This is a genomic window from Spongiivirga sp. MCCC 1A20706, from assembly GCF_046524175.1.
Classification (GTDB): domain Bacteria; phylum Bacteroidota; class Bacteroidia; order Flavobacteriales; family Flavobacteriaceae; genus Spongiivirga.
This window is the reverse complement of the sequence record NZ_JBEFZF010000001.1, coordinates 329,677-351,652: the sequence shown is the minus strand read 5'-3', so window position 1 is coordinate 351,652 and position 21,976 is coordinate 329,677. Positions and strand designations below refer to the sequence as shown.

General features: G+C 37.0%; 20 protein-coding genes and 1 tRNA gene. 5 read left to right on the top strand and 16 right to left on the bottom strand.

The window, feature by feature from the left end; translation table 11 throughout:
* Window positions 1-156: 156 nt before the first annotated feature.
* Window positions 157-1,737, top strand: coding sequence for a M28 family metallopeptidase (locus tag ABN763_RS01640; RefSeq protein ID WP_410483663.1), 1,581 nt, complete (start codon window positions 157-159; stop codon window positions 1,735-1,737).
* Window positions 1,738-1,774: 37 nt separating this feature from the next.
* On the opposite strand, the gene ABN763_RS01635 is transcribed toward ABN763_RS01640, so the two are convergent.
* The 5 genes from ABN763_RS01635 to guaB all read right to left on the bottom strand — a co-directional run bounded on the left by ABN763_RS01635 (window position 1,775) and on the right by guaB (window position 5,803).
* Window positions 1,775-2,086: a GIY-YIG nuclease family protein gene (locus ABN763_RS01635; protein ID WP_410483662.1), complete on the bottom strand. Its 312-nt coding sequence runs from the start codon at window positions 2,084-2,086 to the stop codon at window positions 1,775-1,777.
* Between the two features lie 93 nt (window positions 2,087-2,179).
* Window positions 2,180-2,255 (bottom strand) — tRNA-His (locus ABN763_RS01630).
* A gap of 73 nt (window positions 2,256-2,328) precedes the next feature.
* On the bottom strand, window positions 2,329-3,051 hold the full coding sequence (gene bshB1, locus ABN763_RS01625; RefSeq protein WP_410483661.1) for a bacillithiol biosynthesis deacetylase BshB1: 723 nt from the start codon (window positions 3,049-3,051) through the stop codon (window positions 2,329-2,331).
* Window positions 3,052-3,070: 19 nt separating this feature from the next.
* A complete protein-coding gene (locus ABN763_RS01620; protein WP_410483660.1) occupies window positions 3,071-4,219 on the bottom strand; it encodes a trans-sulfuration enzyme family protein in 1,149 nt (382 codons plus the stop codon).
* Between the two features lie 111 nt (window positions 4,220-4,330).
* Window positions 4,331-5,803 carry an IMP dehydrogenase gene (gene guaB, locus ABN763_RS01615; protein ID WP_410483659.1) on the bottom strand — a complete coding sequence of 491 codons (1,473 nt, stop codon included), beginning with the start codon at window positions 5,801-5,803 and terminating at the stop codon, window positions 4,331-4,333.
* A 142-nt stretch (window positions 5,804-5,945) separates the two neighbouring features.
* Between guaB and ABN763_RS01610 the strand changes: the two genes are divergently transcribed.
* The 4 genes from ABN763_RS01610 (at window position 5,946) to ABN763_RS01595 (ending at window position 8,873) form a co-directional block, all read left to right on the top strand.
* Window positions 5,946-6,710, top strand: coding sequence for a Rossmann-like and DUF2520 domain-containing protein (locus ABN763_RS01610; protein ID WP_410483658.1), 765 nt, complete (start codon window positions 5,946-5,948; stop codon window positions 6,708-6,710).
* Window positions 6,694-7,221 carry a KdsC family phosphatase gene (locus tag ABN763_RS01605; protein WP_410483657.1) on the top strand — a complete coding sequence of 176 codons (528 nt, stop codon included), beginning with the start codon at window positions 6,694-6,696 and terminating at the stop codon, window positions 7,219-7,221. The genes ABN763_RS01610 and ABN763_RS01605 overlap by 17 nt, the downstream gene beginning before the upstream one ends.
* A gap of 75 nt (window positions 7,222-7,296) precedes the next feature.
* Window positions 7,297-7,887 carry a Maf family nucleotide pyrophosphatase gene (locus ABN763_RS01600; protein WP_410483656.1) on the top strand — a complete coding sequence of 197 codons (591 nt, stop codon included), beginning with the start codon at window positions 7,297-7,299 and terminating at the stop codon, window positions 7,885-7,887.
* A gap of 29 nt (window positions 7,888-7,916) precedes the next feature.
* Entirely contained in the window at window positions 7,917-8,873 is a 957-nt protein-coding gene (locus ABN763_RS01595) for a septum formation inhibitor Maf (protein ID WP_410483655.1), read from the top strand.
* Window positions 8,874-9,014: 141 nt separating this feature from the next.
* On the opposite strand, the gene ABN763_RS01590 is transcribed toward ABN763_RS01595, so the two are convergent.
* From ABN763_RS01590 to lpxD, 11 genes are all read right to left on the bottom strand, one after another.
* A complete protein-coding gene (locus ABN763_RS01590) occupies window positions 9,015-9,833 on the bottom strand; it encodes a prohibitin family protein (protein ID WP_410483654.1) in 819 nt (272 codons plus the stop codon).
* 16 nt (window positions 9,834-9,849) lie between these two features.
* Window positions 9,850-11,880 (bottom strand): VWA domain-containing protein, encoded by a 2,031-nt coding sequence (locus tag ABN763_RS01585; RefSeq protein WP_410483653.1) that lies wholly within the window; start codon window positions 11,878-11,880, stop codon window positions 9,850-9,852.
* 15 nt (window positions 11,881-11,895) lie between these two features.
* Window positions 11,896-12,642 carry a 3-oxoacyl-[acyl-carrier-protein] reductase gene (fabG, locus tag ABN763_RS01580; protein ID WP_410483652.1) on the bottom strand — a complete coding sequence of 249 codons (747 nt, stop codon included), beginning with the start codon at window positions 12,640-12,642 and terminating at the stop codon, window positions 11,896-11,898.
* A 177-nt stretch (window positions 12,643-12,819) separates the two neighbouring features.
* A complete protein-coding gene (locus tag ABN763_RS01575; protein WP_410483651.1) occupies window positions 12,820-15,792 on the bottom strand; it encodes a M16 family metallopeptidase in 2,973 nt (990 codons plus the stop codon).
* Between the two features lie 87 nt (window positions 15,793-15,879).
* The gene (gene sucD, locus ABN763_RS01570; protein ID WP_410483650.1) at window positions 15,880-16,752 is read right to left on the bottom strand and encodes a succinate--CoA ligase subunit alpha; all 873 of its coding nucleotides are present in this window, start codon (window positions 16,750-16,752) and stop codon (window positions 15,880-15,882) included.
* Window positions 16,753-16,811: 59 nt separating this feature from the next.
* Window positions 16,812-17,225 carry a nuclear transport factor 2 family protein gene (locus ABN763_RS01565; RefSeq protein ID WP_410483649.1) on the bottom strand — a complete coding sequence of 138 codons (414 nt, stop codon included), beginning with the start codon at window positions 17,223-17,225 and terminating at the stop codon, window positions 16,812-16,814.
* A complete protein-coding gene (locus ABN763_RS01560; RefSeq protein WP_410483648.1) occupies window positions 17,218-18,168 on the bottom strand; it encodes a UDP-3-O-(3-hydroxymyristoyl)glucosamine N-acyltransferase in 951 nt (316 codons plus the stop codon). Before ABN763_RS01560 ends, ABN763_RS01565 begins: the two co-directional genes overlap by 8 nt.
* The gene (gene efp / locus ABN763_RS01555) at window positions 18,168-18,734 is read right to left on the bottom strand and encodes an elongation factor P (RefSeq protein WP_410483647.1); all 567 of its coding nucleotides are present in this window, start codon (window positions 18,732-18,734) and stop codon (window positions 18,168-18,170) included. Before efp ends, ABN763_RS01560 begins: the two co-directional genes overlap by 1 nt.
* 13 nt (window positions 18,735-18,747) lie before the next feature.
* Complete coding sequence (gene lpxA / locus ABN763_RS01550; protein ID WP_410483646.1) at window positions 18,748-19,533, bottom strand: acyl-ACP--UDP-N-acetylglucosamine O-acyltransferase; 786 nt, start codon at window positions 19,531-19,533, stop codon at window positions 18,748-18,750.
* Window positions 19,534-19,535: 2 nt separating this feature from the next.
* Window positions 19,536-20,945 (bottom strand): bifunctional UDP-3-O-[3-hydroxymyristoyl] N-acetylglucosamine deacetylase/3-hydroxyacyl-ACP dehydratase, encoded by a 1,410-nt coding sequence (locus ABN763_RS01545; RefSeq protein WP_410483645.1) that lies wholly within the window; start codon window positions 20,943-20,945, stop codon window positions 19,536-19,538.
* The gene (gene lpxD, locus ABN763_RS01540; protein ID WP_410483644.1) at window positions 20,938-21,966 is read right to left on the bottom strand and encodes a UDP-3-O-(3-hydroxymyristoyl)glucosamine N-acyltransferase; all 1,029 of its coding nucleotides are present in this window, start codon (window positions 21,964-21,966) and stop codon (window positions 20,938-20,940) included. Before lpxD ends, ABN763_RS01545 begins: the two co-directional genes overlap by 8 nt.
* Between the last annotated feature and the right edge of the window lie 10 nt (window positions 21,967-21,976).

The window sequence follows — 21,976 nt, the reverse complement described above, 5'->3', positions numbered from 1 at the left end:
AATCCAGTCCATTTGATTTATAACATACAACACAAAGGTGCCATTATTGGGGTCGAACTAGGTTTTGACTTAACTTACTATATATTCTCATAATAATTACTAAATCAATACTATCTTTTTTCAATATCTTAGTGCACTTTTAATTTTAATGAAACAATGAAAAAAATTCTATTTGTTGCATTGCTATCGTTTTTAGGATGCAAAACTAATCAACAAGCCAGCAACAAGACTGCCGAAGTTAAGAAAGCAGTAGATCCCGTCGCTTATGCAAATACCATAACCGCATCAGAACTTAGCGACCATTTATACACCTATGCCTCTGATGAGTTTGAAGGCCGTGATACCGGTGCGCCAGGACAGAAAAAGGCAATCGCATACTTAAAGGATGAATACGTTAAGTTAGGAATTCCCGCCGCGAATGCAGATGGTAATTACTTTCAACCTGTTCCTTTAGAAAAAACAGGAGTCCCTCAAGGTGTAATTGCATTAAACGACAAATCGTATAAAATTGGTGAGGCAGTTGTCACCTATGAGGCTGGTACTAATGGAACCACCAATTATTCAGGTGTTATTTATGCAGGATACGGTATTGAAGATGATAAATATTCAGATTATACAGGTCTTGATGTGAAGGATAAAGTAGTACTTATTAAAGCTGGAGAGCCAAAAAATGATGATGGTACTTATACAATTAGTGGCAATACTGAAACTTCAAAATGGTCGAACCTTCGTCAAGCCTTCGGATCAAAAATAGAAGCTGCCAAGAAAAAAGGAGCGAAAGGTATTTTGTTTTACGATGGTGCCAATATGCAGCTTCTTAAAGGGCAGTATGAGTTTATGAAAAAGCGAGCAGAGAGTGGTGGTGGATCTATGAAACTTGCAGGAAAAAAAGATGGCTTTTTCTACCTGTTTATCAACAAATCTGTAGCAAATGCTTTGTATGATGGCATTGATAGTTATGACAAAAGCAAAACAATCGAAAAGTCTTTTAGCATTAGTTTTAATAATTCTTCTCAAAAAGTAGATTCAGAAAATGTGGTATCGTATATCAAAGGCAGTGAATTTCCCGAGGAATATGTGGTGATCTCTGCGCATTTGGATCACGAAGGAGTCAAAGATGGAAAAATATATAATGGGGCGGATGATGACGGATCTGGAACCGTGTCCATTCTTGAAATTGCCCAAGCTTTCAAGCAAGCGCAATTAGATGGTAACGGACCTAAACGCAGCGTAGTATTTTTACACGTTACTGGTGAAGAAAAAGGCTTATTAGGTTCTTCATATTATACTGACAACCCTATTTTTCCTATGAGTCAAACAGTTGCCGATTTAAATATTGACATGATTGGTCGCACTGATCCTAAGCGTAAAGAAGGTCGTGCGGATTATATCTATTTAATCGGTTCAGATAAACTAAGTACTGAGTTACACGAACTTTCTGAAGCGGTAAATGCAAAGTACACCAACTTGGAACTTGATTATACGTACAATGATGAGAACGATCCTAATCGTTTTTATTATCGTTCTGACCACTATAATTTTGCAAAGCACAACGTGCCCATTATTTTCTATTTTAACGGTACGCATGAGGATTATCACCAGCCATCTGATACGCCAGACAAAATTGAATATGAATTAATGGCGAAGCGAGCTCAACTTATTTTTCACACCGCGTGGGAAGTTGCGAATCGTGATAACCGTATTGTTGCCGATAAAGCGGAGGCTTCGGTAGAGTAATAATTCATCATCAAAAACATATAAAAGGAGCTAGGTTTTAAAACCTAGCTCCTTTTATATGTTTTTGATGAAGGCTTTCAAGTAATTCTTGATTTACAACGTTAGATTTATACTTTAGCATAAATGCTATAAGCCTATCCTTAGTTAGATTCTTCAATTTTTTTTCCAACCCAGAAGACTCTTTTCTAGTTTTCTTTTGAGTAAACCATATCAAAATCCATGGAGCTCCATATTTCGTAGACAAAACTTCTTTACCATTATGTTTTTTCAAACGAGCATAAACGTTTACAGAATGTCCTTTATAAAACTTATTATGGGATTCGGAATAAAGTATATAAGTATAAAACATAAAAAGGTTATCCCACTAAAGATAACCTTTTTTAACATTTGAGTACTGACGCTAAGGTCAGCACTCTGACAAAATCTACGATTTTTCGTCAGAGGGTGGAAGATCGGTCTCGAACCGACGACCTCCTGAACCACAATCAGGCGCTCTAACCAACTGAGCTACAACCACCATGTAAAATGCTTTTTCAAGCGGGTGCAAATTTAATCTATTTCATAGATTTCGCAAACAAATAATTTAAAAATTTATTTAAGATTGTATAGTGAATCTACTGCTACAAAACGCTCTACAGTATATCCTTCGCCGTACTCTACACCTATAAGACGTCCCAGATCTCTTGCCCTATATTCAATACTGTCAGCAAAATTTTTACTACTTATAGGGGTTTTGGGCGCATCGTTTCCCGGATCATAAAACTGTGACCTATAAGCCATTACGGCATCTACTTTATTTTTAATAAAACCGCTTACATCCACTACAAAATCAGGTTTTATGTTTTTCCATTGAATATAATGATAGACAAACTTAGGCCTCCAAGCTTCCTGCCATTCGTCCTGTCCCTCAAGTTTTGTATCAATTTTTAAAAGTCCGGATAAAAAACAGGCGTCACTTACAAGCTTGCTCCCTCTTCCATGATCAATGTGGCGATCATCTACCGCATTACACAAAACAATATCCGGTCGATATTTACGAATCATTTGGATGATTAATAATTGATGCTCTTTGTCATTCTTAAAAAATCCGTCAGCCATCTCTAAGTTTTCACGCACAATAACACCCAAAACCTTCGCAGCATCTGCCGACTCCTGATCCCTTATTTCGGCTGTGCCCCTGGTACCAAGTTCTCCCCTAGTTAAATCAACGATTCCAACTTTCTTACCATTAGCAATCTCCTTTGCTATGGTGGCCCCAGCCCCTAACTCTACATCATCAGGATGCGCTCCAAAAGCCAAAATATCTAACTTCATATCAACAGTAATTTTGAGTTTAAGCTTTTTTCAAAGCCTGTTCAATGTCTGCAACAATATCTTTAGTATCCTCGATTCCGACCGAGAAACGAATTAAACCATCACTGATACCTTGTTTTCTTCGCTCTTTTTTAGAAAGTAATGCATGTGAGGTTTGTGCCGGTGATAACATAGTCGACTCTACACCGGCCAGACTCATCGATGATTTAATAAGTTTTAAATTCTTCTCAAACTTTTCAGGATTGTAATTTTCCTTTAACTCAAAAGACAACATCCCTCCATATCCTTTCATTTGCTTTTTCGCGAGCTTATGACCCTTATGGGATTTTAATCCAGGGTAATATACTTTTTCTATGGCATCGTGTTTACTCAAGTATCTAGCTAGTTTCATTGCATTCTTATTTTGAGCTTTTACACGAATGGCCATGGTTTTCATACTGCGTTCCAACATCCATACCATAAAATCAGCCAAGCTACCCCCTAAATTCTTGGCTACATTCCAAATTCGTTCTATATCCGTTGCGGAAGCAGCAACCGCACCTGCACATATATCACTATGACCCCCCATATATTTAGTACCACTATGTATAATGACATTAATACCAAAATCAGCTGGGTTTTGATTTATGGGAGACGCAAAGGTATTATCAATCATCGATACAATCCCCCTCTTTTTACAGAGCGTAGCAACCGCTTTTAAATCGGTAATCGTTAATAAAGGATTTGATGGTGTTTCAATATAGACCACCTTAGTATTCTTTTTAATAGCTTTTTTCAAACTCGCAATATCCCATCCGTCGGCAATAGTAAATTCGATGCCATGTTTGTCAAATTCTTCTTGGGTAAGATTAAATGTCCCGCCATAAAGAGTTTTCTGAAGTACAATATGATCTCCTTTTGATAAAAAAGCGAACATCGTCGTGCTAACTGCAGCCATACCTGAGCCAAATATCAAAGCACTTTCGGTATGCTCTAACACAGCTATTTTTTTACTTAAAAATTCTTGATTAGGCGTGTTAAAATACCTTGGATATCGTTTTACATCAACATCAGTATATGCATACGATGATGACATATATATAGGTGATACCGCACCTTTAAATTGGGTATCGGGTACCTCGCCTACATGGGTACAAATGGTATTTAAACCTTTTTTATTTGAAGCCATACTTTTAGTTTAAAGTTTAAAAGTACGGTAAGTTTTGTGTAGTTTAAAAGTTTATGGTTTAAAGTTTCTCCTTATCTGTTAGAAGAAAAAACAAAAGAGATAGCCACACTATTATCTGGAATAATTAGGCGCTTCTTTAGTGATCGTTACATCGTGCGGATGACTTTCGTGAATACCACTGGACGTGATTTTAACAAACTTACCTGTCTCCTTTAAGGTTTCAATATCTTTTGCTCCACAATATCCCATTCCAGCACGTAAACCACCAATAAACTGATGTATACTTTCAAACAACTCACCCTTATACGGAACTCTTCCTACGATACCTTCAGGAACTAATTTTTTAATATCATCTTCAACATCTTGGAAGTAGCGATCCTTACTACCCTGTTTCATCGCTTCAACAGATCCCATTCCACGATATGATTTAAACTTTCTACCTTCGTAAATAATAGTTTCACCCGGTGATTCCTTGGTACCCGCTAGCAAAGAGCCTAGCATTACACAATCAGCCCCAGCAGCAATAGCCTTTGGAATATCCCCTGTATAACGTATTCCTCCATCAGCAATAACAGGGACACCGCTACCTTTTATAGCCGCTGCAACCTCTAACACCGCTGAAAATTGCGGAAAACCTACTCCTGCGACAACACGGGTTGTACAAATAGATCCTGGACCTATACCAACTTTTACAGCGTCTGCTCCGTTTTCTACAAGATATTTTGCTGCTTCACCGGTAGCAATATTTCCTACAACAACCTGTAGTTCAGGAAATTTATTTTTCACTTCTTTTAGAACGGTGACCACTCCTTTGGTATGTCCGTGTGCCGTATCAATTACCACCGCATCAACTCCTGCATTTACCAATGCCTCAACTCTATTAACCGCATCTCCAGTTACTCCAACCGCTGCAGCAACCAACAAACGACCATACTTATCTTTATTGGCGATTGGCTTTTGCGTAAGTTTGGTGATGTCCCTGAAAGTAATGAGTCCGATTAGTTTGTTATTATTATCGACTACCGGTAGCTTCTCAATCTTATTTTCTTGTAATATAATTTCTGCATCTGCTAACGAGGTCCCTTCACTGGTAGTAACGAGATTTCCTGAGGTCATTACCTCTATGATAGGTCGTTCGTCATTCTTCTCGAAACGGAGGTCCCGATTGGTGACAATCCCTTTTAAAAACCCATCTTCATCAACAATTGGAATACCACCAATACTATGCTCTCGCATATTATTCTTGGCATCTTTCACTTTCGCATCTAATGGTAATGTAACCGGATCGATAATCATACCACTTTCTGCCCGTTTTACACGCCTTACCTTCATGGCTTGTTCTTCAATAGTCATGTTCTTATGTAAGACCCCAATACCGCCTTCTCGAGCGATTGCGATTGCCATTCTACTTTCTGTCACTGTATCCATCGCAGCAGATACTATAGGAACATTAATCGATAAGTTTTTGGTGAATTTTGATTTAATACTTACTTCTCTAGGAAGCACTTCGGAAAAAGCCGGTACAAGTAAAACATCGTCGTAGGTCAAACCTTCTCCTACAAACTTGGAATCATGAGCAGTCATAGCAATCAATCTAAAAATTAATTGCAAGCAAATATACACCTTTTTTTAAGGACACTTACCATTTACTTTACTAACCTAGTCTATTCATAACTTCTGAGAACAAATCGCAAAAATCTTAAGCGATATTGGCTATTTTAGCATCATGATTCGAGTCGTACTTATTGGGTTTGGCAATGTAGGTTTTCATTTACATAAAGCTATTAAAGCATCTACAAATACCGAAGTGGTTCAAGTATACACCAGAAAAAGTAAATTCCCCAAAAAACTTCCAAAAGACACCCCCATAACGAATACCATAGATGATCTTTTCGATGCTGACATCTATATACTGACCGTAAGCGATGACGCAATTATTTCAGTGTCTCAAAAATTGGCTTTAGATAATAAACTTGTCGTACATACCTCAGGAAATACCTCAATGCATGCTATTGACAAAAGGCACCGACGAGGCGTTTTCTATCCACTACAAACTTTTAGTAAAGAAAGAAAGATTGATTTTAGCGAAACCCCTTTATGCCTTGAAGCCGAACATAAAGAGGACATGAAACTTCTTGAAGAACTTTCAGCCAATTTAAATTGTACCGCTCATAAACTAAGTACTGATCAACGTCGCAGCTTACACTTGTCAGCGGTTTTTGTGAATAACTTTACGAATCATCTTTACAGAATAGGACATGAATTATGTGAAACGAATAGGGTACCTTTTGAGGTTTTAAAACCATTGATTAAGGAAACTGCAAATAAAATTGATGATTTAACACCGTTTATGGCCCAAACAGGTCCTGCTAAACGTGGAGACAACAAAACCATATCCAAACATTTGGATTTGTTAGAAAACGAAAATCACAAAAAAATATACAACACTTTTACCCAATTAATAGCTAAGCTATATGGAAAAGAATTATAAAGAATATCTAGAGCATATTACCACATTTATTTTTGATGTAGACGGTGTATTAACTGACGGCACTGTAATGATAACTACTGATGGCGAATTACTCCGAAGCATGAACATTAAAGATGGTTATGCGTTAAAAACAGCAACAACCAAAGGTTTTAATGTGTGTATTATTTCTGGTGGAACCAACGAGGGTGTTCGGGAACGACTAAATAATTTGGGGATTAAAGACATTTACCTTGGTGCTCATCATAAAACAGAGCAGCTAAAAGAATATTTTGAGATGAAAAACATCATGGCAGAAAATGTTTTGTATATGGGTGATGACATTCCCGATGAACCTGTTATGCGGTTAGTTGGTTTACCTACTTGCCCGCAAGATGCGGTACCTGAAATAAAGAACATTGCGAAGTATGTATCCCACAAGGATGGTGGTAAAGGCTGTGTCCGAGATGTTATAGAACAAGTTCTGAGAGTACAGGGAAAATGGACGGGTAATTTTGATGCGGATAATGCCTAGTTAATTCAGCGTTATAAATTGTCATTTTGAATATAAAAGCTTCAAGGCTCCCATTTCGATTTCAAATAAGGTAACATGCTAAGAGAAAAACTACAGAATTTCAATATTATTCTCGCTTCAGGCTCTCCAAGAAGACAACAGTTTTTTAAAGAGTTGGATATCGAATATGAAATACGCTTAAAGCCTGTAGATGAAGTATTTTCTGAGCGATTAAAAGGAAGTAATATATCAGATTATTTAGCCCAAATAAAGGCACTTCCTTTTAGGAATGAACTTAAGGAAAATGACATTTTAATTACTGCCGACACCATCGTTTGGCACGAAAATAAAGCCCTAGGAAAACCCACTAATAGAGATGATGCTTTTAACATGATCAAATCGATGTCAGGTAAAACACATGATGTAATATCATCGGTTTGTTTTACAATGATTGACTTCGCAAAAACGGTGAATAGTGTTACTAAAGTTACTTTTAAACAGTTTTCTGATGAAGAAATTACTTACTACATTAATAACTTTAAACCCTTTGATAAAGCTGGTTCGTATGGAATTCAAGAATGGATTGGCCACATAGGAGTTACTAAGTTAGAAGGCTCTTACGTAAACGTGATGGGAATGCCGATGGCAAAAGTTTATAAAGTGTTAACAGATATTGCCGAGCGATAGTCATTTTGTAACTTTATAAAAAACCGATCATGAAAACACACTTTCATCGCCTTTTTTTGGCATTTTCAATCGTATTTTCTCTTGTTTTAATCAACATGTCTTGCTCAGAAGTCACCGCGAATACTAAAGGAAATAAAATCAATATTCCAGAAACAGCTGATGCTGAATTGCCTGCTAAACCCATTGCTGAGGACTTTAAAAAATACTGGTATGCTGGCGACGCAGAAATCACTTCGTATGAACTAGAACAAGCACGTTACGGTCAAATACGAAAAGGTAAAGCTGCGTTAATTTTTGTAACTGAAGACTTTTTACCAAACAGACAGGTAAAAGCTGATAATTGGAGTAAGTCGAATGTTCCCGTGCTAAAACTAAACGCTACTAAAAACTTTAATACTGGTATTTACCCATACTCTATTATGAGCAGTACTTTTTACCCCGTTGCTAATAACCAACATGCGATTAAAGTGACAACTAGTATGCAAGAGTGGTGCGGGCAGATATACACTCAATTAAATAACAGAGAACAATTTGAAATTAAAGCACACTCTTATTTTGAAGGTGAAGAAGACAAAGATTTTACCTTAGAAAAAACAGCTTTAGAAAATCAGATATGGCAGCAAATACGTATTGATCCTAAATCATTAATTGTAGGAGAAACTAAAATGATCCCCTCTTTTGAGTATACTCGATTAAAGCACGTTGAGATTAAAGGGTACAATGCAAAAGCTACACTATCTAATTCTGGTGATCAAACCATCTATACCATTGAATACCCTAAGCTAAATCGTACGTTGACCATTAATTTCAATACAGTTTTTCCACATGAAATCAATTCTTGGGAAGAAACATTTAAAAGTGGATATGGTCCCAATGCCAAAATGCTAACAACAAAAGCGACAAAAATTAAACATATTAAGACACCTTATTGGAGACAAAATGCAACCAAATTTGAGTCCATGAGAAAAGATCTTGGCTTAGAATAAAGCTGGAAAACTTAAAAAATTACAAATCCCAAACTCCAATAAACGTAATTGGAATTTGGGATTTATTTTGTTCAGATCATATGTCATTTAAGCAACAAACAAACTGCACATTGCTACTGCTAAATGATGATTAATTATTATTTACTGATTGCCTAGTATAATTGGTAATCCTCCACCTTCTCCACCACCAACAACAATCACTTTACTATTGGGGGATTTAGAAAGTTCAAGTGTTGCCTGAATTCCTTTTTCCGTAAGTATCTTATCTGTTAAGGAAGCGCTCAAAATGCGATTAGCATTTGCTTTACCCTCTGCTTCTATTTTTTGACGCTCCGCTTCTTGTTTGGCTTTTGTCAAACGGAATTCATACTCTAACGACTCCTGTTCTTGCTTTAACTTCTTTTCAATCGCTTCTTTAATAGTGGGTGGCAAGGTTACGTCTTTCACCAAAATTCTATTGATATTAATGTATTGACCTTCGACACCTTTACTTGTTTCATCAAGAATCTCTTGCTGAATTACATCACGTTTACTAGAATATAATTGCTCAGGTGTGTAACGTCCTACCACCTCTCTTGCAGCCGCACTCACCGCTGGCGTAAGAATACGTTCTTCATAATCCTGACCTTTTTCTTGAAGTAACTTTCCAAGATTGGATTTTTCGGGTTCGAACCATACTGTTGCATCCACTTTAATTTCAAGCCCGTTAACAGACAACACGTCCATTCGATATGATTGCGATTGCTGACGGACTTCAAATTCTATGACCTTGTTCCAGGGAGCTACTAAATTAAAACCTTCGCCAAGTGCTGGTTCGTCAGTAACTACACCTTCACCAAGTGTTCTATAAAGTACTCCTGCATGACCAGAATCGATCACAACTGCAGATTTTGCTATAACAATGATTGCCACGATGGCTAAAAAAATAATCGGTAATCCAATTTTTGGTAAACGTTCCATGTTTGTGATTTATGTATTAAATAAGTCCGTGATATTTTCTTAAAAACCACTCCGCCGCTAGGGTCAAAATGATTAAGAATAACAGGTATTTCCAATTGATTAAAGGTATGACTTTTTCCTTAGATTTTTGAATAGTCTTAAAGCGTTCATCCTGTAATAATTGATTGATCAGATTACCGGTTTCTTCTTCAGAAAACAGCATACCATCAGAACTATCAGCTAGTTTTTGCAACTTTTTCGAATTAGCAGTGTAAAACTGTTTTTCCACATCAAATTCTAATATTTTAAAGGTTCCTGACCTGGAAATGTTTTTCCCTTCTGCTTTAACCGTAAAACTATAAGTAGCGGCAGGCAAAGTGCTTAAATCTACTTCAAATGTTCTGTTTTTTAATACAAAAGGTATTGTTCGTTGCTGCTTACTAATAGTATCTCTTACCAGAAGTGATAAATTAATTCGAGGATCGAATTCATAGCTTTCATTAAAGTATTGCGCTTCTATTCTGACATCATCATTTCCATAATAAAAAGATTCATAGTTAACAGTTAACCTATTTTTCTTTTTAGAAGAAGCCAGATATTGAATCACTTTTGCTATAAATCCGTCAAACTGCTTAAAGCTTTGTGTGTTTTGGTAATCTTGTGATCTCCATTTCCAAAGGCCTTCACCTGATAAAATTCCTTCTTTCTGCCCATCAATTTCAAAAGTTGACAACAAACTGTTTTCTGTAGTTACCGCTCCAATCTGTTGCGATAATAATACTTGATGCGGAACTTTGATCGTAAACTCTCCAAAATTAGTTTCCAATGGTGGATAGTCAGAAAAATCAGCATCCACTATAAATGCGTTGTAATTTACATTTAACACTGCTTGAACTTCTTCTTTCTGATTAGTCGGTTGCTGCTGATAGTACTCTTGAACACTATTTAAAAAACGCCAGTCCGTCTTAGGCCCTGTAACTACCAACTTGTTCTTTTTTAGTTGATTTAGTTGATCAAAAACTAACTTAAATCTGTTATTGGGTTGATACAATATAACGAGGTCAAAGTCATTAAAATCAACATTTCTTGAACTTACGTCAGTAAAGAAAACTTCACGTTGTTCGGAGCTTTCAATAGCTTTTTTTAAGGTGCCGACATCTGGATGTTTGATATCTGATACTATCAGTATCTTCGTTTTCTGATCAATTACTTCTACAGCGAAAGATTTTCTATTGTTCCTAGTATTTCGTTCATTTTCCAATGTAGAAACTTGTACGCTGTAAGTAGCAACACCAACCGCATCAGCAGGCAATTCAAAAGACAAAATTGCAGCGGAGTTTTGATTACTTAAGCCCACCTGTTTTCTTGCTATTGTAGTATTTCCTCTTCTTACAACAACTTCTTTTGAAACCGGTTCAATCCCCTGATAACTTACAAATATCTCAACAGGAAATTGATTTTTATGGTAAGCGTATTTGTTAACATTAACGCGATCTATTCGTATATCAGTTCTGCTTAAAGTATCGCCAACGACCACTGGAAAAATATGCTGATTTGCACCCATCCTGGCATACTGGTAATCACTACCATAGGTTTGAATGCCGTCCGTTAACAGTACCAAAGCGGTGGGTTGATTTCTATATATCTTCTGAACAGATCGCAAGGCTAACTCCATATCAGATCGATTGTCATCAAATTCAAGTGAATCTGTTTGCAAAAGTTTGCTGCCAAAAGCGTAACTAGTAACGTCGTATTTATTTTGTAGCGCTTGATTGTTATTCAGGCTAGAAAACAGCTCTTTGGTTTGATCACTGCGTTCAATGAATGGGATTGATGATGAATTATCACCTAACACCACTAAATTTGGTTTTTCGAGTTGTATTTCGCGACTTTTGAATTTAGGGTTTACCAATAATAAACCAATGAAAAATAAACTAAGAAAACGCAAAAAAGCGAAAAGCAACTTACTTTGAGTATTGCTTTTCGCCTTGATTTTGTAATAAAAAATACTGCTTACTAATGCCAATACACCAACAAGGATAATTAATAAGATAGTGGATATTGGCATTAAATAATAGCTGTATTAAGTTAACATTCCACCATCAACATTCAACACCTGTCCTGTAACATAAGCCGATAAATCGCTTGCTAAATACACACAAGCATTAGCTATATCTTCCGGAGTGCCCCCTCTTTTCAAAGGTATATTGCTTCTCCATCCTTCTACAACATCTTCAGGAAGTTTTGCAGTCATTTCAGTCTCAATAAAACCAGGAGCGATCACATTACTTCTAATATTTCTAGAACCAAGTTCTAGAGCTACCGATTTAGAAAAACCTATAATCCCAGCTTTCGATGCTGCATAATTTGCTTGACCAGCATTACCTTTTACACCGACGACTGAGCTCATATTAATGATTGATCCCTTTCGAGCTTTTAACATAGTTCGCTGCACTGCCTTTACCATGTTAAAAACAGATTTCAAGTTTACTTCGATCACCTTGTCAAAATCTTCTTCGTTCATTCGCATCAATAGGTTATCTTTTGTTATACCAGCATTGTTAATTAACACATCAATGGTATCAAATTCTTGTAAAACATCAGCAACTAGCTGCTGGGCTTCTTCAAAACTTGCAGCATTACTTTTATAAGCCTTTGCCTTTACGCCAAGAGCATTTAATTCAGCCTCTAACTTATTCGCTGCTTCAGCCGATGAACTGTAGGTAAAAGCCACATTCGCTCCATGGACTGCAAAAACTTCTGCTATACCTTTACCGATACCTCTACTGGCACCAGTTATAATGGCAGTTTTTCCTTCTAATAACTTCACACTAGAATATTTAAATGGTTGTTGTTTGTTTAATACTTATTAATATCAAAGATACATAAGTAAGCAGTTGATTTATATCAATTCTTTTATAAAAAATTAAGAGCAGTCCGATCATACTTAAATCTTATATATCAAGTAGATTTCAACTGCTCTTAACTAGACAAAGTCCTATATTATTTACTGAATCTCAATATCCTTTTTAGCTAATTCATAGTTAAATAAGTAGTCGATATTCATTTCTTGCACTTTACCCATTTTTTCCAAGGCTTTCATATCAACATCATTTCTATTACCTATTACTACCATATTATACTCTTCTCCCTTAATGTTATTATCAAAAAAAGTTTTTAGGTCGGCCATTGTCATTTTGCTAACAGCGTTATAAATATCCTCTCGAATATCGTGATCAATGCCTCGGTTTTGCAATCGTTCATAACTCCAGAAGATATTTGATTTGGTAATACGCTCTGCAGCCAATTTCTTTAGAGTAGACTCTTTAGCGGCTTGAAATTGTTCTTCAGACTCTGGCATGTCATTCATAAGATCTAGCATCGCATCAACTGCCTGCGGCATTTTATTCGCTTGCGTTCCTATATAAGCCATTACATAATTAGACTCATCCTTTTTAGATGCATTAGCGTAAAATGAGTATGCTGAATATGCTAAGGATTTAGACTCGCGAATTTCCTGGAAAACAATAGATGATAATCCACTACCAAAATAAGTATTAAATAATCTTGATGCTGCTAAGTTTTCGGTTGAAAAAGGATCGCTTTTAGCCACAAACATCATTTCGGCTTGAACCATATCATAATTCACAAAGTACACATTCCCACCGGTTTCTTTTTCTTCATATTTCTTTGCAGGAGCATAATCTTTTAAGCTAGCAGGAACCGTATGCTTTTCATCTAAAGAAGCAACAGCATTTTCAACATCTTTTCCGTAATAGAAAACACGTTGCTTATAGTTGCGCAAGTCTTTTACGATATTTACCAATTCTTCAGGGTCAATATCTCTTAAATCGCTTACTTGAATGATATCACGTTGGCGAGAGTCTTCTCCATACTTAGCGTAATTAACAAGACCTCTTTGTAATATACTCCACTTTTGAGTTTTGTTGTCTTCACGGCCTTTCGCCACCTTTTCAATATACTTGTTGTAAGTTTCCTGATCAGCAACTGCATTAGACCATAAGTGCTCTAACAACTCTAGACCCTTTGGTAGGTTTTCCTTTAAGCCTCTCATACCCACATATGACTTGTCATTACCCGCACTTACATAATAACTTATGCCTAGTTTATAAAATTCCTTTTTAAGTTCTTCCGGTGAATATTTATCAGTACCCAAATATTCTAAATATCCTATCGCGGTGGCTAATTTTTTGTCATTATCTCTACCCATATCAAAAATGATATTAAGGTTAAAGAGATCATTTGTTTTGTTCTCGATATAAGAAACCTCTAAACCAGATTTGGTGGTAGTTTTCTTAATCTCACTGGAATAATCAACATATTTAGGGGTTAGTTTAGACGAAGGAATCGCATTAAAAGTCTTAATAAAATCAGATTGCTTATCCCGATTCAGCTCTACCGGAGTAATACCAGGGTTTTCAACTTTCGCGATATTCTCATCAACTCCTTTTCGTTTAAAAACAACTACATAATTATCCTTGTAGTGTTCGTTTGCAAAATCAACCAACTCTTGTTTTGTGATTTTACGCAAGTCATCAGCAAAACTCACTTTTTCTTTCCAATCCTGGAACTTAGTAAAGGCATCAACATAAGAGAACGCAGTAGATGACGCATCCTCATATTGCTGCATCTCATTCAGTTTTAGATCGTTCACTACCGCATCGATCATCCATTCTTCAAAATTACCTTTTTTAATTTCCTCTATTTGTGATAATAGTAAATCCCTTACTTCCTCAAGCGTTTGATTTGCTTTCGGAGTACCATCTAAAAAATGTACCCCATTGTCAATATTGAAACTGGCAAAAGAACTAGCTCGTTGTACTTTTTGAGATTGATTCAGATTTAAATCAATCAATCCCGCTTGGCTGTTTGCTAATATCCAGTCTATTAAATAAATATACTTTTCATTTTTGCTACCAAGCCCTCCTTCTGTTCTATAAGCAACATAAACAGATTCTGCAGTAGGACCATATACCTCTCTCACTTTAGGTGCAGTAATTGGTGCTTCATTTTCAAAAGTAGGGTGCACCACTTCTTTTGATTTAAAATTACCGAATGCATTATCTACTTTTTTTATGGTTTCGTCATAATCAAGATCACCCACCATTACAACAGCCATATTATTAGGAACATAATACGTATCAAAATAATTTTGAATCGCTACCAATGAAGGATTTTTCAAATGATCAGAGGTACCAATAGTGGTTTGTGTGCCATAAGGATGTGTAGGATACAACTCTTCCCAAACGGCAAAGTACTTTTTGGTTCCGTCACTATCTTGTCCCCTATTAAATTCTTCATAAACCGCCTCCATTTCAGTGTGGAACAAACGCAACACCAACTGACTAAAACGCTCACTTTCTACTTTTAACCACTTGTCAACCTCATTCGCAGGTATTTTATTCATATATACCGTTTCTTCAAATGATGTCCAAGCATTGGTACCTTCTGCACCTAAAGAAGCAACCATTTTATCATATTCATTCGCAATAGATATTTTAGAAGCTTCTTGAGATACCTCATCTATCTTTTTATAAATAGCTTTCTTCTTTTCTGGATCGGTTTCGGCCTTATGATCTTCATATAATTGCTTTATCTGATCGAGATATACTTTTTCTGCTTCGTAGTCTGTTGTACCAATCTCATCAGTACCCTTGAATACCATGTGCTCCAAGTAATGAGCAAGCCCTGTATTGTCAGCAGGATCGTATTTAGAACCTGCACGAACTGGAATAAATGTTTGAATTTTGGGTTCTTCCTCGTTTTTGCTTAGATAAACTTTTAGACCATTCTCTAAGGTGTAAAGTCGTAAACCTGTCGGGTCGTTTTCAACCGTCTCGTAGGTATAGCCATTAGCATCTGTTTGGGACGTTACTTTATACGATTTGGTTTCCTTAGTGTTACAGCTAACTGCAGCTATAGACAGCCCAACCAACGCAAGTATTTTATTGATTTTCATTCGGTTAAATATTGATTAATAAAAAATCCACCCCCAAGGTATGAGGATGGATTCAAACAGCGTTTTTTTTATAAAATTTTTAACAGGCTAGCGCAATACTTCGGCCACCTTCGCGCCAATTTTGGCAGGAGAGTCAACTACGTGAATTCCACATTCTCTCATGATACGTTTTTTGGCTTGCGCAGTATCGTCAGAACCACCGACGATGGCTCCTGCATGTCCCATGGTACGCCCTGCTGGCGCCGTTTCACCTGCAATAAACCCAACCACCGGTTTCTTAGAACCACTTTGTTTGTACCAATTTGCCGCATCAGCTTCTAACTGTCCACCAATTTCCCCGATCATCACTACACATTCAGTTTCAGGATCGTTAATTAAAAGTTCTACGGCCTCTTTTGTAGTAGTCCCGATAATAGGGTCTCCACCAATACCGATAGCGGTTGTAATACCCAAACCTTGTTTTACCACCTGGTCTGCCGCTTCATATGTTAATGTTCCTGATTTAGATACAATACCTACTTTTCCTTTTTTGAAAACAAAACCTGGCATAATTCCTACTTTCGCTTCTTCTGGAGTTATCACCCCAGGACAGTTAGGACCTACCAAACGGCAATCGTGCTTTTGCACATAATCATATGCTTTAATCATATCAGCAACCGGAATACCTTCTGTAATAGTGATAATTACTTTAATTCCAGCGTCAGCTGCTTCCATAATAGCATCAGAAGCAAAGGCTGGTGGCACAAAAATAATAGAGGTGTCAGCCCCCACTTTCTCAACGGCCTCTTCAACCGTATTAAAAACAGGCTTATCTAGATGTACTTGTCCACCTTTTCCGGGAGTAACGCCACCTACTACATTGGTTCCATACTCGATCATTTGACCAGCGTGGAAAGTTCCTTCACTACCTGTGAAACCTTGAACAATTATTTTAGAATCTTTATTTACAAGTACACTCATTTATGATGATTTTATGCCCGACAAAAATAATTGTTGAAGGCTATTTTAAAAAGCTTTTTTTAGACTTTTATCTGTGAATATGATTGAATATTTTTTGGATCTTCATCGGCTAGTTGACTCATCTCGTAACCGCGATACATTTTATTGTCTTTCATTTCCCAAATAGTAATAAAATGAGCGATTGCTCTTTCCTTTTCTGGTTGCTCTATAGTTCGCGCGATATAGGTATATCGTACAGTAACAAAATTATCGTCTTGTAATAAATGACTTATTTCCCCTCTTATAGATTCATATGATTTACCTGTTTCTTCAATAAGCGCTACAAGTTGGTCATACCCAAGAATAGTAAAGCCTTTACTACTATTCCAATGTAACTGGCAATCCTCATGCAAGTGGTTTTTAAGCACGTTAATATTGTGCATAAAATCAGACTCATAAAAGTCTCTAACAATTTCCTTTTCGCTTTTACTCATTCTTCTTCAGTGCTTTAATTTCTTTTTTAATGTTTGGAATGTCTTTTGTCATTGCAACTCGTTTTAATCGATCTCTGGCAATTTCAATTGGCGTCCCTGCATATACTTTTCCTCCCTCAATCGACTTTGTAACTCCGGTTTGACCTAAAACAACCGCCTTTTTACCAATGGTAATACCACTTGTAGTACCGACCTGTCCCCAACACGTAACCTCATCCTCTATCACACAACATCCTGCAATACCAGTTTGAGCCGCTATCAAACAATGATTGCCAATAATGGTATCATGCCCCACATGCACTTGGCTATCTAATTTAGTACCCTCTCCTATTGTTGTATCACCAGTAACACCTCTATCTATTGTGCAAAGCGGACCTATCTCAGCATTTTTCTTGATTACCACCCTACCAGATGATAGCAGCTTATCATATCCTTCTGGTCTTCGCTTATAATAAAAAGCATCGCCACCAAGTACGGTACCTGCATGTATGATTACATTATCTTCGACTATGCAGTGGTCACCAATACTCACATTGGAATGGATAATACAATTATCACCTATTTTCACATTATTCCCCACAAATACGTTGGGTTGAATCTGTGTTTGACTGCCTATTGAAGCCGTAGCAGAAATTGCAGCATTAGATGCAACAAAAGGTGCAAAATGCTTGGTTAACCGATTAAAATCTCTAAAAGGATCATCTGAAATCAACAGTGCCTTATCCTCCGGACATTCTACTTCTTTATTAATTAGAACGATAGTTGCGGCAGATTGCAGGGCCTTATCATAATATTTAGGATGATCTACGAAAACAATGTCACCGGGAGTCACCACATGAATTTCGTTCATTCCTAAAACCGGAAAATCATCAGCACCAACATAAGTAGTGGTATTGATGATTGAAGCGATATAATCCAGACGTTGTGGCTGCGGAAATTTCATTATTCCTTGATACGCTCTTTGTAATTTCCTTTTTCGGTCTCTACCTTAATTTTGTCACCCTCATTAATAAATAGAGGTACCATTACAGTCGCACCTGTTTCCACTGTAGCCGGTTTGGTCGCATTAGTAGCAGTATTTCCCTTAACCCCTGGTTCAGTTGCTGTTACTTCAAGAATTACACTTTGTGGCATTTCGACCGAAAGAGGCATACTATCTTCAGTATTAATCAAGACTGTTACTACCGCTCCTTCCTTTAACAATCCGGGAGCATCTAAGGTACTTTTTTGAAGGGTTATTTGGTTATAGTCTTCAGTATTCATAAAATGATAGGTATCTCCTTCATTATATAAATACTGAAACTTATGTGTCTCTACTCGTACCTCATCAATTTTGTGTCCAGCCGAAAAGGTATTGTCAATTACTTTTCCGGTAGTGACGCTCTTTAGTTTTGTTCTTACAAAAGCGGGGCCTTTTCCCGGTTTTACATGAAGAAATTCGATGATTTTAAAAATATCGTGGTTGTATTTAATACAAAGTCCGTTTCGTATATCTGACGTTGTTGCCATTTTATTGTTTTGTTTAGTTACCTGTTAGATATCCTTTCATGATACCTCTTTGTGAATCTTTTATAAATTGAAGAATCTCATCTCTTTCCGGCGTTGCTTCCATTTCTGCCTCTATAATTGCCGCAGCCTGTGTATTGTTATAATTTTTTTGATAGAGAATTCTATATATGTTTTGTATTTCGCGAATCTTATCAGTAGTAAAACCTCGTCTTCTAAGTCCGACGGAGTTGATCCCAACATACGATAAGGGCTCACGGCCAGCTTTGACGTACGGGGGAACATCCTTTCTTACCAAGGATCCGCCCGTTACAAAAGCATGACTCCCAATAGAGCAAAACTGTTGTACTGCAGTCATCCCTGCAAAAACAACAAAATCACCTACGGTTATATGCCCCGCTAATGTACTGTTATTAGAAAAAATACAATTGTCACCTACGTAACAGTCATGCGCAACGTGGCTATATGCCATTAATAGGCAGTTTTTACCAATTTTGGTTTTCATCCTATCAACAGTGCCGCGATTAATGGTCACACACTCGCGAATGGTAGTGTTGTCGCCAATTTCAACGATTGTTTCTTCGTCGTTATACTTAAGGTCTTGCGGTATGGCCGATATTACAGCACCTGGGAATATATTACAGTTTTTACCAATACGAGCACCATCCATTATTGTTACATTGCTACCAATCCATGTGCCTTGACCTATGGTTACATTGGCACTTATTGTAGTAAATGGTTCGATTACCACATTTTTGGCAATCTTCGCACTAGGATGAACGTACGCTAAGGGTTGGTTCATAATTAGTTGTTTTTTACTTTAGAAATTTGCGCCATTATTTCGGCTTCACTGACCAATTTACCATTTGCATATGCTCTAGCTTGCATTTGACAAATCCCTCTTCTTATCGGGGATATCAAATCTAGTTTAAAAATGAGCGTATCTCCGGGAACTACTTGATGCTTATACCGCACGTTATCAATTTTTAACAAATATGTCAAGTAATTTTCAGGATCGGGTACCGTACTTAAAACCAAAATCCCTCCCGTCTGAGCCATAGCCTCTATTTGTAATACTCCTGGCATCACAGGAGCACCTGGAAAATGTCCAACGAAAAACGGTTCGTTCATCGTGACATTCTTCATACCAATCACATGACTCTCGGATAATTCTAAAATTTTGTCAACCAATAAAAATGGAGGTCTATGTGGCAACATTTCCATTATTTGATTTACATCCATTAAAGGCTTAGTATGCAAATTAACAGAAGGAACATTGTTGCGGCGTTCATTTTTTATGATTTTGGACATTTTTTTTGCAAACTGAGTATTCACAAAGTGTCCAGGCTTATTCGCTATTACCTTTCCTCTGATACGAGTACCAATTAACGCCAGATCGCCAACAACGTCCAGCAATTTATGTCTTGCAGCTTCATTAGGATGATGTAATGTCAAATTATCTAAAATCCCATTTGGTTTTACCTTTATGGAATCTTTACCAAATGCCACTTTCAACTTTTCCATCGTGTCATCGGACAATTCTTTATCTACATACACAATGGCATTATTCAAATCCCCCCCTTTTATCAACCCATGCTCCAAAAGCGCTTCTAATTCGTGAAGAAAACTAAATGTTCTTGAATCGGCAATATCTTTTTTAAAGTCTGAGATATGGTTCATAGTCGCATTTTGAGTTCCCAATACCTTAGTCCCAAAATCGACCATAGTAGTTACCTGATACTCATCGGCAGGTATTACTGTGATTTCGCTACCTGACTCTTCATCACTGTAAGAAAGTACTTCTTTAACCACATATTCTTCTCTATGTGCATCTTGCTCTACTTTACCGGCCTTTTCGAGAGCTTCTACAAAATATCGGCTAGAACCGTCCATAATAGGGGGTTCAGACGCATTTAGCTCAATTAATACGTTATCAATATCCAAACCTACAAGCGCAGCAAGCACGTGTTCAGAAGTTTGAATTTTCACGCCCTTCTTTTCCAGATTGGTACCACGCTGGGTATTGATGACATAATTGGCATCAGCCTCAATAATCGGATTTCCTTCTAGATCAATTCTAGCAAAAGCATATCCGTGATTTATCGGAGCTGGTTTAAACGTAAGTGTCACCTCCTTACCCGTATGAAGCCCTACGCCCGTAAGGGTAACTTCATTTTCAATTGTAGTTTGTTTGCTAGTAATAGTTTCAATCATCGTTTTTCAGTTGTTTTTCGATGTTATGAATTTTATCAACCCATTTTGGTAGGTTCTTAAAGTGAACATATGATTTATTAAAATCGCCATAGCCCAAAGCCGGACTACCTTGAATGACTTCATTGTCTTTTACATTGCGGGTAATCCCCGATTGTGCTTGTATTTTTACGTTATTACCAATAACTATATGACCCACAATGCCTACCTGCCCACCAATCATGCAGTTTTTACCAATTTTCGTCGAACCGGCAATACCTGTTTGAGCAGCGATTACTGTATTTTCATCAATTTCGACATTGTGAGCAATTTGAATTTGATTATCAAGCTTTACACCTTTCCTAATCACTGTTGAACCCAGAGTCGCTCTATCAATCGTTGTTCCAGCTCCAATATCCACATGATCCTCTAGAATTACATTTCCAGTTTGCGGTACTTTACTGTATTCGCCTTTTTTATTTGGGGCAAAACCAAAACCATCGGCACCAATAATAGCACCACTATTAATCACACAATCATTACCAACTACACAATCAGAATAAATTTTAGCTCCCGAAAAAATAATCACGTTATTCCCAATAGTCACGTTGTCTCCGATATAGGTGTTTGGATAAATCTTTACATTATCTCCAATTTGCACATTCTCACTTATATAAGAAAATGCACCAATATAAACCCCTTCACCATATTTAGCACTTTCAGCGATAAATACCGGTTGTTCAATCCCGGTTTTATTCATTTTTACCTGGTTATAGTATTCTAATAGTTTTGAAAACGATTTATAGGCATCATCAACCCGAATAAGTGTGGTTGAAAAATCAGCTTCTGCTTCAAAATTTTTATCAACTATGGTGACCGAAGCCTTCGTCGTGTAAAGATGTGGAGTATATTTTGGATTCGCTAAAAATGTAAGGGACCCTTCGGCTCCTTCTTCAATTTTAGACAGTTTAAAAACCTCGGTTTCAGGGTTACCTTCAATGGTTCCTTCAAGTATGCCTGCGATTTGGTTGGCTGTGAATTTCATTATCGCAAAA